This window comes from Streptomyces sp. NPDC102360, assembly GCF_044766085.1.
Lineage (GTDB): Bacteria > Actinomycetota > Actinomycetes > Streptomycetales > Streptomycetaceae > Streptomyces.
In genome coordinates, this window is record NZ_JBIWLG010000002.1 from 257,725 (window position 1) to 271,205 (window position 13,481).

At 71.9% G+C, this 13,481-nt stretch carries 10 protein-coding genes; 8 read left to right on the top strand and 2 right to left on the bottom strand.

Features of this window, described 5'->3' with window-relative positions; genetic code table 11:
- Positions 1 to 2: 2 nt before the first annotated feature.
- A complete protein-coding gene (locus ACIRHA_RS10760) occupies positions 3 to 1,019 on the bottom strand; it encodes a LacI family DNA-binding transcriptional regulator (protein WP_403842807.1) in 1,017 nt (338 codons plus the stop codon).
- A 195-nt stretch (positions 1,020 to 1,214) separates the two neighbouring features.
- On the opposite strand from ACIRHA_RS10760, the gene ACIRHA_RS10765 reads away from it, so the two are divergent.
- The 6 genes from ACIRHA_RS10765 to ACIRHA_RS10790 all read left to right on the top strand — a co-directional run bounded on the left by ACIRHA_RS10765 (position 1,215) and on the right by ACIRHA_RS10790 (position 10,006).
- On the top strand, positions 1,215 to 2,765 hold the full coding sequence (locus ACIRHA_RS10765) for a carboxylesterase/lipase family protein (protein WP_403842810.1): 1,551 nt from the start codon (positions 1,215 to 1,217) through the stop codon (positions 2,763 to 2,765).
- Positions 2,766 to 2,802: 37 nt separating this feature from the next.
- Positions 2,803 to 3,492, top strand: a complete 690-nt coding sequence (locus tag ACIRHA_RS10770) for a YoaK family protein (RefSeq protein ID WP_403842813.1) — start codon at positions 2,803 to 2,805, stop codon at positions 3,490 to 3,492.
- A 319-nt stretch (positions 3,493 to 3,811) separates the two neighbouring features.
- Positions 3,812 to 4,033 (top strand): type A2 lantipeptide, encoded by a 222-nt coding sequence (locus ACIRHA_RS10775; RefSeq protein ID WP_351339290.1) that lies wholly within the window; start codon positions 3,812 to 3,814, stop codon positions 4,031 to 4,033.
- 141 nt (positions 4,034 to 4,174) lie between these two features.
- Positions 4,175 to 4,972, top strand: coding sequence for a DUF2118 domain-containing protein (locus ACIRHA_RS10780; protein ID WP_403842816.1), 798 nt, complete (start codon positions 4,175 to 4,177; stop codon positions 4,970 to 4,972).
- On the top strand, positions 4,969 to 7,200 hold the full coding sequence (locus ACIRHA_RS10785; protein ID WP_403842818.1) for an NHLP family bacteriocin export ABC transporter peptidase/permease/ATPase subunit: 2,232 nt from the start codon (positions 4,969 to 4,971) through the stop codon (positions 7,198 to 7,200). The genes ACIRHA_RS10780 and ACIRHA_RS10785 overlap by 4 nt, the downstream gene beginning before the upstream one ends.
- A gap of 1 nt (position 7,201) precedes the next feature.
- The gene (locus ACIRHA_RS10790; RefSeq protein WP_403842821.1) at positions 7,202 to 10,006 is read left to right on the top strand and encodes an NHLP bacteriocin export ABC transporter permease/ATPase subunit; all 2,805 of its coding nucleotides are present in this window, start codon (positions 7,202 to 7,204) and stop codon (positions 10,004 to 10,006) included.
- Between the two features lie 31 nt (positions 10,007 to 10,037).
- On the opposite strand, the gene ACIRHA_RS10795 is transcribed toward ACIRHA_RS10790, so the two are convergent.
- Complete coding sequence (locus ACIRHA_RS10795) at positions 10,038 to 10,790, bottom strand: GntR family transcriptional regulator (RefSeq protein ID WP_403842823.1); 753 nt, start codon at positions 10,788 to 10,790, stop codon at positions 10,038 to 10,040.
- Between the two features lie 163 nt (positions 10,791 to 10,953).
- On the opposite strand from ACIRHA_RS10795, the gene ACIRHA_RS10800 reads away from it, so the two are divergent.
- Positions 10,954 to 12,297, top strand: coding sequence for an MFS transporter (locus tag ACIRHA_RS10800; RefSeq protein WP_403842826.1), 1,344 nt, complete (start codon positions 10,954 to 10,956; stop codon positions 12,295 to 12,297).
- Positions 12,294 to 13,478: a GAF domain-containing protein gene (locus ACIRHA_RS10805; protein ID WP_403842828.1), complete on the top strand. Its 1,185-nt coding sequence runs from the start codon at positions 12,294 to 12,296 to the stop codon at positions 13,476 to 13,478. The genes ACIRHA_RS10800 and ACIRHA_RS10805 overlap by 4 nt, the downstream gene beginning before the upstream one ends.
- Positions 13,479 to 13,481 lie beyond the last annotated feature (3 nt).

The window sequence follows — 13,481 nt, forward strand, 5'->3', positions numbered from 1 at the left end:
TCCTAACCGGCAGGCGGCGCCTGTGCCGCGCTTTCCCTCACGGTCAACTCCGGTGCGAGCAGCACGACTTCCTCCGCCGAGCCGCGGCCCTCGATCTGCGCCACGACCTGCTCCACCGCGCGCCGCCCCATCTCCTGCGCGGGCACGGCGACCGAGGTGAGCGGCACCGACGCGTGCCGCGCGACCTGCTCGGGGCAGACCGCGACGACCGACACGTCCTCGGGGACCGCCCGCCCGGACTGGCGTAGGAGGGCGAGCAGCGGGTCGGTGGCCGCCTCGTTCTGCACGACGAACGCGCTGGTGCCGGGGCGCTCGTCGAAGATCCGCGACAACGTCGCCGACACCGAGGCGTAACTGCCCTCGCAGGGACGGTGCAGGAGCCGCAGGCCGAGTTCGGCGCTGCGCCCGCGCAGGCCCGCCAGTGTGCGCTCGGCGAAGCCGGTGCGGCGCTCGTAGACGGCGGCGGCCTCGCCGATGACGGCGATCTCGCGGTGCCCGAGGCCCGCCAGGTGATCGGCGCACAGCGCGCCCGCGGCGGCGAAGTCCAGGTCCACGCAGTTGAGCCCCGTGGTGTCGGCGGGCAGGCCGATGAGGACGGCGGGGCGGCTCGCGGTGCGCAGCAGCGGAAGCCGCTCGTCGTCCAGCTCGACGTCCATGACGATCACGGCGTCCGCCAGCGCGCTGCCCTCGATGCGGCGCACGGCCTGGGCGCCCTCCTCGCCGGTGAGCAGCAGGATGTCGTAGCCGTGCGCACGGGCGGCGGTGGCGACCGCCGTCGCGATCTCCATGATCACGGGTACGTACATGTCGGTGCGCAGCGGCACCATCAGGGCGATGATGTTGGACTTGCTGCTGGCGAGGGCGCGGGCCCCGGCGTTGGGGTGGTAGCCCAGCTTGCGCACGCTCGTCTCGACGCGCTCGCGGGTGGCCGCCGAGATGGACCGCTTGCCGCTGAGGACGTAGCTCACGGTGCTCGCGGAGACTCCGGCGTGCCTGGCGACCTCTGCGAGGGTGACCATGTCGTTCTCCTGAAGCCGAGGCCGAGGGGGGCGGGGTCGACGGGTCCCCCGACCCGCCCAGTGCCGGCGTCGGCGGGGGCCGCCCGTCGTTCGGCATGCCGACCCTATGATTTGCGCAGGGTGCCTGTCCAGAAGTTCGTCGAAGCGCTTCGACGCCCTGTGCGGCACCAGGGCGAGCCACCAGGGAGGACACGTATGACCGACGCCACCCCCACCGCGCCGATACGCACCGCATCGGGCCACGTCCGCGGACTCACGCAGGGAGCGCTGAGCGTCTTCCGCGGCATCCCCTACGCCCAACCCCCGGTGGGCGCGCTGCACTTGGCCGCACCGGAGCCGACGCCGCCGTGGGACGGGGTGCGCGACGCGTTCGCCTTCGGGCCGCCGCCCCCGCAGTCCCTGGTGGGCGGGCTCACGGGCCGCTCGGTCCCCGAGGGCGAGGACTGGCTGACGGTCAACGTGTGGTCGCCCGACCTCGGCGCCGCGGGCCTGCCGGTGCTTGTCTATGTGTACGGAGGGGCGTACGTCACCGGCTCCACGGACGGGCCGCACTACGACGGTTCCGCGCTCGCCGCCCGCGGCGCGGTCGTCGTGACCCTCAACTACCGGGTCGGCGCGGAGGGCTTCGGTGTCTTCGACGGCGCGCCCGCCAACCGGGGACTGCTCGACCAGGTGGCGGCGCTGCGCTGGGTGCGGGAGAACATCGCGGCGTTCGGCGGCGACCCCGGCCGGGTGACCGTGTTCGGGGAGTCCGCGGGCGCGGGCTCGGTGGCGTCGCTGCTCGCGATGCCGTCGGCGGCCGGCCTGTTCCGGCGGGCGGTCGCACAGAGCGTGCCGGGCACGTTCTTCACGCTCGGCCTCGCGCGGGACATCGGCGCGCGGATCGCGGAGCGGCTCGGGGTGCCGGGCGCGGGGGCGGCCGAACTCGCCGCGTGCGCGCCGAAGGCGCTGCGCGATGCCACCGACGACCTGATCCGCGCGCTGCCCGAATACGCGGACAGCTGGGGTCGCGTCGCCCACACGATGACCCCGTTCTCGCCGGTGGTCGACGGCGAGGTGCTGCCCGCCACCCCATGGGAGGCGCTCGCGGGCGGCGCCGCGCGCGACGTCGAGCTGCTCGTCGGGCACAACCGGGACGAGTACCGGCTGTTCACCATCATGGCGGGCCGGTACGGGAAGACGACCGAGGAGGAGGCGACCGAGGCGCTGCTCCGCTTCGGCCCGGGACCCGGCGCCGAGGCCGGCTACCGGACGGCGTACCCGTCCGCGGATCCGACCCGGCTGCACGAACTCGTCATGTCCGACTGGCTGTTCCGGATGCCGTCGCTGCGCCTGGCCGAGGCCCACGCGGCGGCCGGCGGGACCGCGTACGCGTACGAGCTGTGCTGGGAGGCGCCCGGAGCGGACGGCGCGATGGGCGCCTGCCACGCGCTGGACGTGCCCCTCGTCTTCGGCACGCTCGACTCCGACTTCGGCGGTCTCTTCCTCGGCCCCGGCGAACTCCCGGACGCGGCCGTGGAGTTGTCGCGGGAGATGGGCGACGCGTGGACCGCGTTCGCCACGGGCGGGGATCCGGGCTGGGCGCCGTTCACCGCCGGCGAGCGGGCGACCCGGGTCCTCGACGCCCCCTCGCACACGGCTTCGTACCCGGAGGAGGCCTCGCGGCTGCTGTGGGAGGACTTCGGCTTCGCACCCCTGGACCTGGAGTCCGGCGGGAGCGCCCCCGGGCGACGCGCCGACGGCTGAACGTTTCGGAACCGGTTCCGCACCTACCGTCTCAGGCATGAACAAACGTGCCCAAATGTCCCTCGTGCTGCTCGCCGGCACCTCCGGGGCCGTGGACGCCCTCGCGTTCACGGCCCTCGGCACCGTGTTCGCCGGTGTGATGACCGGCAACCTCGTCCTGCTCGGCATCTCGGCGGGCCAGGGCTCGGGCCACGATGTGGCGCCGCTGTACGCGCTCGGCGGGTACGCGGTGGGGGCGGCGACAACCGCGCTCGTGTGCCGGGGCGTTCGCGAGGCGTGGGAGACGGGGTGGCCGGACCGCGTCGTCGCCTGCCTCGCCGCGCAGTGCGTGCTGCTCGGCTTCGTCGCCGTGGCGGGAGGCCTGCTCGGCGGGGACCCGGCCGGGGTGTGGCGGACCGTGCTGCTCGTCGTGGCCGCGCTCGCGATGGGCGGGCAGTCGGCCGCGATGCTAGCGGCGGGGGCCGGGGCGGCGCCCACGACCTATTTCACGGGGACGTTGACGACGCTCGTGACCGGGGTGGCCGACGGGTCGGGGCGGGGCCGGGAGCAACTGTGGGTGACCGGTCGGTTGTTGGCCGTGGCCGGCGGCGCGGCCTGCGCCGTAGCGGTTCGGGACGCTTTCCCGCCGTGGGGGTTCGCGCCGCCGGTCGTCCTGACCGCCGCCGCGGTCGCGTGCCAGAAACCTGCACACCGAATGCGCAGGGCGGTCACGGAGCTTCGCAAATAAACATTGGCTTATACAAGCACCGCACGCAGTTAATGCCCGCCTGTCCCCCTTTGCTGTCCTGCGACACCGGGCGTTCACAATCCTCTCCGTGAAGAATGTGAAGGACATGCCAGCCGAGTGTGAACACCCCGGCACACGAAGGTAATTGACCTCGCCGATCCCCTGCGAATGAACCCGATCGGATTAGCTGTGCGACGCGTCAACATGCTTTGATCCTCCGCATCGCATGACGGCCGCAGGGATTCGCAGCCACCGATTTCCAGCGCGCCCCGCGTATTTGAAATACCAGGACATCCCCCCATGAGAAGGGCGGCTCACCATGAGCAACCACATTGAGACCGTTGAGATCTCGGACGCCGACCTCGACAACGTCTCCGGCGGTCTCGTCGGCGGCCTCGTCGGCCAGGTCACCGGCACGGTCGAGGGCATCGCCCCGGTCGCCGGCACCGTCTCCTCCGTGACCAACACGGTCGAGGGCCTCACCGGCGTCAACGCCGGCGCCGTCACCGGTCTGGCCGGCGGCCTGACCTCCGGCCTCTGAGTCGGATTCGATCCCACGGGATCTCCGCGCCACCTCCTGACGGGTGGCGCACCCCAAGCCTCGGGACCTTCGGGTCCCGGGGCTTTCGGGGCGTCCGGGCCAAATGTGCTCGGCCATGAAGCAACGTAAGGGAAAGACCCCGTGCAGTTCCGCCAACAGGCCCTGTCCAAACTGCAGTCGCCGGAGGAGCTCGATCTGCCGGTGCGCCTCGCGCGGCCGCAGGGACTGCTCGTACTCGCCGTCACCGTCGTCGTGATGGTCGCCGCCTGCGTCTGGGCCGTCACCGGTACGGTGTCATCGACGCTCAAGGCCGACGGCATCCTCACGTACGCGCAGGGCAGCTACGTCCTGCAGACCCCCGTCACCGGGCAGGTCACCGGCCTGTACGTGAAGGAGGGCCAGCGGGTGCGCGCGGGCGCGCCGATCCTCAAGGTGCGGACGGCGCAGGGCAACCGGGCCGTGCGGGCCATCGACGCCGGCCGGGTCACGGCGCTCGTCGCGCGGATCGGCTCGGTCGTCACGACCGGCTCCGACGTGGCGACGGTGGAGAAGACCGGCTCGACGCGTGATCCGCTGCTCGCGATGCTGTACGTGCCCGCCACCGGCGCGGGCACCGTGGACGCGGGCGCCGAGGTCGACCTGAACGTGCCGCAGGCGCAGCAGTACGGCGTGCTGCGCGGGACCGTGAAGGCGGTCGGCCGCGCGGCCCAGACGAAGCGGCAGGTCACCGACTTCATCGGGGACAGCTCGCTCGCCGGCGGGTTCACGAAGGGCGGAGCCAGGGTCCCGGTCCTTGTGCAACTCAAGAAAGCGGACACCAAGTCCGGTTACGCCTGGTCCTCCGACGGCGGACCGCCCTATCCGCTCGCCTCCATGACCCTCGCCTCCGGCTCCGTGCACCTCGCCGATCAGCGCCCGATGGATTGGCTGAAGCCGTGACCACGACCTCCCTGCCGCCCGCGGGCCACCGCCCGGACCGCCGCCGCTCGCGCCCCGCTCCCCCGCCGGCCAAGCGCCGCAAGAGGGTGCGCACGCCCACGGTGCTCCAGATGGAGGCCGTCGAGTGCGGCGCCGCGGCGCTCGCGATGATCCTCGCGTATCACGGCCGGCACATCCCGCTGGAGGAGCTGCGCATCGCGTGCGGCGTCTCGCGGGACGGCTCGCGCGCCTCCAACCTGCTCAAGGCGGCGCGCAGTTATGGCATGACCGCCAAGGGCATGCAGATGGAGCCGACCGCGCTCGCCGAGGTGCAGGGCCCGGCGATCCTGTTCTGGGAGTTCAACCACTACGTCGTCTACGACGGCATGGGCCGCCGCTTCGGGCGCCGCGGCGTGCACATCAACGACCCCGACAAGGGCCGCCGCTTCGTGCCGATGGAGGACTTCGACACGAGCTTCACGGGTGTCGTCCTCGTCCTGGAGCCGGGCGACGACTTCCGTACGGGCGGGCGCAAGCCGGGCGTCATGTCGGCGCTGCCCGCACGGCTGCGCGGCACCACCGGCACGATGCTCATCGCGCTGCTCGCGAGCCTGCTGCTCGTCGGCGTGGGCGCGGCGGTGCCCGCGCTCAGCAAGACGTACATCGACCTGTTCCTCATCGGCGACCAGACCTCGCTGCTTGGCGCGCTGTTCGCGTCGATGGGCGCGATGGTGGCGCTGACCGCCGTCCTGACGTGGCTGCAGCAGACGAACCTGCTGCGCGGCCGCATCATCTCCTCGACGCTCAGCAGCGCCCGCTTCTTCGGGCATCTGCTGCGCCTGCCCGTCACCTTCTTCTCGCAGCGCAGCCCGGCCGACCTGGTGCAGCGCCTCCAGTCGAACGACGCGGTCGCCGAGACCCTGGCCCGCGACCTGACGTCGGCGGGCGTCGACGGAATCGTGGTGCTGCTGTACGCGGCGCTGCTGTACTCCTACGATCCGCAGCTCACGGCGGTCGGCGTCGGGATCGCGCTACTGAACGTCGTGGCGATGCGCGTCGTCGTGAAGCTGCGGGCGACGGGCACGCAGAAGCTGCGCGCGGACACGGCGCGGCTCACCAACACCTCGTACACGGGCCTGCAGCTCATCGAGACGATGAAGGCGACCGGCGGCGAGAACGGCTACTTCCGGCGGTGGGCAGGACAGCACGCGACCACGCTTGAAGAGCAGCAGAAGCTCGGGGTGCCGAGCGCGTGGCTCGGCATCGTCGCGCCGACCCTCGCGACCCTCAACAGCGCGCTGATCCTGTGGATCGGCGGCATGCGGGCGGTCGAGGGTCATTTGTCGGTGGGTCTCCTTGTCGCCTTCCAGACCCTCATGACCCGCTTCACCACGCCGCTGACGCGGCTGAACAGTGTCGCGGGCCGCATCCAGGACTTCGCCGCCGACGTGGCGCGCCTGAAGGACGTGGAGAACTTCCCCGTCGACCAGCTGTACGCGCGCCCCGAGCAGGTGCAGAGCACGCGCCGGCTGCGCGGCCACATCGAACTGGACGGCATCACGTTCGGCTACAGCCCGCTCGACAAGCCGCTCCTGTCCGGCTTCTCCCTGACGGTGGGCCCCGGGCAGCAGGTGGCACTCGTCGGCGGCTCGGGCAGCGGAAAGTCCACGGTCTCCCGCCTGATCTCCGGCCTGTACGCGCCGTGGGAGGGCGTCATCCGGATCGACGACCGCCGCCTGGACGACATCCCGCGCGGCGCCCTCGCCGCCTCCGTCTCCTTCGTCGACCAGGACGTGTTCCTCTTCGAGGGCACGGTCCGCGACAACGTCGCACTGTGGGACCCGTCGATCTCCGACGAGGCCGTGGAGGAGGCGCTGCGCGACGCGTGCCTGTACGACGTGGTGGCGCGCCGCCCCGGCGGTGTGCGCGGCCGGGTCGAACAGGACGGCCGGAACTTCTCCGGCGGGCAGCGGCAACGGCTCGAAATCGCGCGAGCCCTTGTGCGGCGGCCCTCGATCCTCGTGCTCGACGAGGTAACCAGCGCGCTCGACGCGGAGACCGAGCAGACGGTCATGGACAACATCCGGCGGCGCGGCTGCGCCTGCGTCGTCATCGCGCACCGCCTCAGCACGGTGCGCGACAGCGACGAGATCGTGGTCCTCGACCACGGACAGGTCGTCGAGCGGGGCCGCCACGAGCACCTGGTGCGGGCCGGCGGGCCGTACGCCGACCTGGTCAAGGAGCACTGAGATGACCGACCTGCAAGCGGAGTTCACCTCCTCCGACCAAGTGGTGGCGGCCTTCGGCGGCCTCGGCGCCCCCGTCGACTGCACCGATCTGCGCAGCCTGCCCCTTGAGGGCCCGCACGTGCTGTGGCTCGTCGCCGGCGGCGCGCTCGACCTGTTCGCGGTCGACGTCCAGCAGCAGGGCCACTGGCACTTCCTCGGCCGCCTGGAGCCGGGCACGCTGCTGCTCGGTCCGGTCGAGGGCACCCAGCACACGCTCGTCGGGCGGCCGCTGTCCGGCTGCCAGGTGCGCCGCATCCCGCTGCGCGAGCTGCCGTACGCGCCGCCCGCCTACGACGGTTCGTACGGGTGGAGCCTGCTGGAGGAGGCCTTCGCGCTCGGCGTGGGCCGCGGGCAGCAGGTCCTCTTCGAGGCGCCGTTGGAGAGCCGCACGGTCGAGGACTCCCTCGTCGGCGACGACGACGTGCTCTGGCCCCAACTCGCGCCCGGCAGCGTGCAGTACGGGTCGGCCTACGCGGCGGACGCGGCGTCCGATCTGCTGGTCGACACCGGCCTGTGGCAGAGCATGGTCAACCAGCAGTGGCGGCTGCTCTCCACGCTCGACCGCTGGATCGAACGCCTGGAGAGCGCGCACGAGGACCGCACGGCGGCCGGCATCCGCGCGGGCGAGGCCGTCCGCGAGCAGGCCGACCGCACGCTCCTCGCGTCCATGGGCACCAAGCGCGGCCGCCGCGGCTCCCACGACGCGGGCGCCGACGCCACGTACGCGGCCTGCAAGGTGGTCGCCGACGCGGCGGGCATCCGGCTCGTCGACCCCGACCACGTGGGCGCGGTCAGTGACCGCCTCGACCCGGTCGAACAGCTCGCCACGGCCTCCCGTCTCCGCACCCGCCCCATACGCCTCGCCGGGGACTGGTGGCGCCGCGACGCGGGCCCGCTGGTCGGCTACCGGGCCTCGTCCGGCGCCCCGGTCGCGCTGCTGTACCGGCGGGGCGGCTACGAGACCGTGAACCCGGCGGGGGACCGGCGCGTCCGCGTCGACGAGGACAACGCGGAGGACTTCGAAGAGCGGGCGATCATGCTCTATCGCCCGCTCCCCGAAGGCGATCTGACCCCGCTGCGGCTGATGCGCTTCAGCATGCAGTCGATGACCAAGGACATCCGCAGGCTGCTGCTCGCGGGCCTGGTCACGGTGGCGCTCGGCGCGCTCGTCCCCGTCGCGACCGGCCAGGTCCTCGGCACGTACGTCCCCAACGCGCAGACGGACCTCATCACGCAGGTGTCGTTGGCGGTGGTGGTCACCAGTGTCGTGACGGCGGCGTTCATGCTGCTGCAGAACCTCACGGTGCTGCGCATCGAGGGCAGAGTGGAGAGCGAACTGCAACCGGCCGTCTGGGACCGGCTGCTGCGGCTGCCCACCCGGTTCTTCGCCTCCCGTTCGACGGGCGAGCTGGCGAGCGCGGCGATGGGCATCAGCTCGATCCGGCGCCTGCTGTCAGGCGTGGGCCCGATCGTCGTCCAGTCGACGACGGTCGGCGCGATGAACCTGGTGATGCTCCTCCTCTACAGCGTCCCCCTGGCGATGGCGGCGCTCGGCATGCTGGTCCTGGTCGCGGCCGTCTTCCTCACCCTCGGCCTGCTCGAACTGCGCTGGCAGCGCCGCCTGGTGAAGCTCGGCAACAAGCTCAACAACCAGGCGTTCCAGACGCTGCGCGGGCTGCCGAAACTGCGGGTCGCGGGCGCGGAGAGCTTCGCGTACGCGGCGTGGGCGAAGGAGTTCGCGCGCACCCGGGAGTTGCAGCGCAGGGCCGGCCGCATCAAGAACGCGACGACGGTCCTCAACTCGGTCTATCTCCCGCTGTGCTCGCTCGTGATGTTCATGCTGCTCGCGGGCCCGGCCCGCGGCTCCATGTCGGCGGCGTCCTTCCTCACCTTCAACACGTCGGTGACGATGCTCCTGACGTCGGTGACGCAGTTGACCGGCGCGCTGATCTCGGCGGCCGCGGTGCTGCCGATGTTCGAGCAGATCAAGCCGGTGCTGGACGAGAAGCCGGAGGTCCGCGAGGCGGCGACGCAGCCGGGCGAGCTGACGGGCGCGCTTGAGGCCCGCGGTGTCTCCTTCCGCTACACCGACGACGGCCCGCTGGTCCTCGACGACGTGAACGTGTCCATCCGGCCGGGCGAGTTCGTGGCGGTGGTCGGCGAGAGCGGCTGCGGAAAGTCCACGCTGCTTCGGCTGTTGATCGGCTTCGACGCGCCCGCTTCCGGCAGCGTCCTGTATGACGGCCAGGACCTGTCGGCGCTCGACCAGGCGGCGGTGCGGCGCCAGTGCGGCGTCGTCCTCCAGAACGCCCAGCCGCTGAGCGGGTCGATCCTCGACTGCATCTGCGGCGCAGAGGCCTTCACGCAGGAGGAGGCGATGGCGGCGGCCGAGATGGCGGGCCTCGCGGAGGACATCAAGCGGATGCCGATGGGCCTGCACACGATGATCTCGGGCGGGGGTGCGGTCTCCGGCGGGCAGCGGCAGCGGTTGATGATCGCGCAGGCGCTGATTCGGCGACCGCGGATTCTGTTTTTCGATGAGGCGACGAGTGCGCTGGACAATGAGACGCAGCGGATTGTCATCGACAGTACGAAGGCCCTCCGGGCGTCGCGGGTGGTGATCGCGCATCGTCTCTCGACGGTCATGGATGCGGATCGGGTGGTCGTGATGTCGGCGGGGCGGGTGGTTCAGCAGGGGTCGCCCGAGGAGCTTTTGGCGGATACGGGTGGGCGGTTGCACGAGTTGGTGAGGCGGCAGATGGCGTGAGGTTGCGGGGCTCTGCCCCGGACCCCGGGCCTCAATCGCCGGCCGGGCTTGAAAGATCGGGGCTCTGCCCCGGACCCCGCTGCTCAATCGCCGCAGAGGCTTGAAAGGCCTGCTCAATCGCCGCAGGGGCTTGAATTGCGAACAGCACCCGTATCGCCACCTCGCGGTAGTGGCGGACGTGGTGGAGGGCGCGGTCGGCTGCCAGGTCTACGTCTCCTGCCCTGATGGCCTCGTACAGGGCCTGGTGTTCCTCCCACACCGCGTGCGGGTCGTCGACCTGCTGGAACAGCCAGCGCATCCGGCCCTCCAGCGGCTGGAGGGTGCCGGCGAGCAGGGTGTTGCCGGCGATCTCCACGATGTGGTGGTGGAAGTCCGTGTTCGCGCGGGAGATACGGGCCGGCTTCCCCGTGCGTGTGGCCTTCTCCGCGCTGGTCAACAGCCGTCCCAGCGCGGCGATCTGCGGCTGCTGTGCCCGCTCGGTGGCGCGGCGCACGGCGAGCACCTCCAGGGCCTCGCGCAGATCGAAGAGGTCGAGCACGTCCTGGAACGAGAGCTGCTTGACGACGATCTTGCGGGCGGAGACCGCCTCCAGGAAGCCCTCGCTGAGCAGCACCCTGATGGCCTCGCGCACCGGGATCCGGGACACCCCGAACTCCTCGGCCACCTCCCGCTCCAACAGCCGGTCCCCCGGCTTGAGTTGACCGGAGATGATCCGGTCCCTGACCCCCTCGCAGACCTGGTCCCGCAGCCAGCCCGCCTCGCCGGACCCCGCCCGTGCCGCCATGTTTCCTCCCCGTCAATTGTCGCTCACGGTATACCAACGCCTTGACGGACGACGGTCCCGTCCGCATTCTTTGGTATGCCATAGCTCGTGCACTGCACGTCACAAGCGTGCCCACCTGTCCGGACCGTGGACCCTACGGGTCCCGTCAACAGAGGGTCTGCCCATGCCGTCAGCCCATCCGCCACAGGTCGCCGACGCGACCGCCACGGACGCGAGAACCACCAAGTCCCCTTCTTCCACGCCGAGTCGCACCCGCTGGAAGGTGTTCCTGCTCCTCCTCGGCATCGTCACGCTCAACTACATCGACCGCGGCTCCGTGTCCGTGGCGCTGCCCCTGATCACGCGCGATCTGCATCTGTCGAAGGAGGTCACCGGCTTCGTCCTGAGCGCGTTCTTCTGGACGTACGCGCTGATGCAGATCCCCGGCGGACGGCTGATCGACCGGTTCGGGCCGCGCCGGATGGCCGGCGGCGCCTGCGTCGGCTGGGGTCTCGCGACCGGCGCCACCGCGGCGGCGACCGGAGTCGGCTCGCTGCTCGCGGCCCGGCTGGCGCTCGGCGCGGTCGAGGCCCCGGTCATGCCGGCCGGCGGCAAGCTCAACGCGCACTGGCTGCCCGCGAAGGAACGCGGGCGCGGCGCGGTCCTCATGGACGGCGGCGCCCCGCTCGGCTCGGCGCTCGGCGGCATCGCCATCTCCGGCCTCATCGCCTGGACGGGCAGTTGGCGGATCAGCTTCGTCGTCGCGGGCGCGGCGACGGTGGCGGTCGGCTTCCTGGCCCTGCGATACCTGCGCGACACCCCGCGCGAGCACGCGGGCGTGAACGAGGCCGAGGCGGCGTACATCGAGCGGGCGCACGCGGAGGAGGACGCGGCAGCGCCCGGCGAGGACCGGCCCGCGAAGCTGCGCGACTACGTCAAGTACCGCTCGTTCTGGGGCATGTGCCTGGGCTGGATGGGCTTCAACGGCGTCTTCTACGGGCTGCTCACCTGGGGCCCGCTCTACCTGTCCGAGACCAAGGGCTTCGACATCAAGTCCATTGGCTGGTCCACGCTCGTCATCTTCGGCGCCGGGTTCGTCGGCGAACTGATCGGCGGCTGGCTCGCCGACCACTGGCGCTCGCGGGGTACTGCCGCCAACACCGTGCTGCGCACCCTGATGGGGATCGCGGGCGCGGCCGTGACGGCGGGCCTGCTCGGCGTCGTCCTCGTGCCCGACGCGATGACGGCGGTCGCGCTGCTCTCCGTCGTGCTGTTCTTCCTGCGCTGGGCGGGCCTGTACTGGGCGCTGCCCTCCACGCTCGGCGGGCGCGCCAACGCGGGCGTGGTCGGCGCCGCCATGAACCTGTCCGGCAACATCGCGGGGATCGTCACACCCATCGCCGTCGGCTTCATCGTCGGCGGCACCGGCTCCTACACCTGGGCGCTGCTGTACTTCGTCGGCGCGGCGCTGCTGTTCACCGCCGCGTCCCTGGTCATCGACTACTCGAGGAGGCTCGTCGTCCGATGAGCGACAACCCGGTCGCCCCCGACCGTCCACTGCGCGTGGGGATGCTCACGCCGTCCTCCAACACCTGCCTCGAACCCGTGACGTACGGGCTGCTCCACGGCGCCGGGCCGGCACTCGCCACCGCGCACTTCGCGCGCGTACCCGTCACCCGGATCGCACTCGACACCGGCAGCGACGCCCAGTTCGCCCCCGAGCCGATGCTCGCGGCGGCCCGGCAGCTCGCCGACGCCAAGGTCGACGTCCTTGTGTGGAACGGGACTTCGGGGTCGTGGCTCGGCATCGAGCGGGACCGGGCCCTCGCCGCGGCGCTCACCGCGGAGACCGGCATCCCGGCGACCACGTCGACGCTCGCCCTTCTCGACGCCTGCGCCGCGTACGGGGTCACCCGACTCGGCCTCGCCCTGCCCTACACCCGCGACGTCGCCGACGCGATCGTGTCGACGTACGCGAAGGAGGGCCTGGAGTGCGTCCTCGCGGAGCCCTTCGGCGAGCAGGACAACGAGGCCTTCGCCCGGATCCCGCCCGCCGACGTGGCCCGCCAGATCGAGGCCGCGGCGACCGACGGGGCGCAGGCCGTCGCCGTGGTGTGCACGAACGTGTACGGCGCCTTCGAGGCGGAGCGGCTCGAACGGGCCCTGGATCTCCCGGTGTTCGACTCGGTGAGCGCGACGCTGTGGCGGGCGCTCGACCTGGCCGGGGCGCGCCCGTCGTGGTCCGGTCACGGGCAGCTGCTGCGCGACGGCAGCCTGCGCGCCGGGATCCAGTCGGTTCTCGAAACGCTGCTGGAGGAGACCGGCGCCGACCGCACCACGTTCCGCGTCGACCTGCCGGGGCACAATCTGCGCGTCGACCTCACGGCGGGCGAGGCACTGGCCCCCGGCGTCCGCTCCATCCGCCGCGACGCCTCGCTCGATCAACGTCGCCTCGACACGGTCGAGTGGCTGGAGTCCGAACGTCGCGCGCTGGTGCAGCCGCACTTCCGCGACGCCCCGCACCCGCCCCAGGCGCTGAAGGACGTGTACGGCGTGCGCGCCCAGATGCTCTCGCCCGTGCAGAGCGGCGGCGAGCTCACCGGCTGGATCTCCGTGCACAGCACCCGCGAGCGCGACTGGACGTCCGCGGACCGGCGGGCCCTCGCCGCGGCCACCGCCGACCTCACCGACCAACTCTCCCAACTCTAGGAG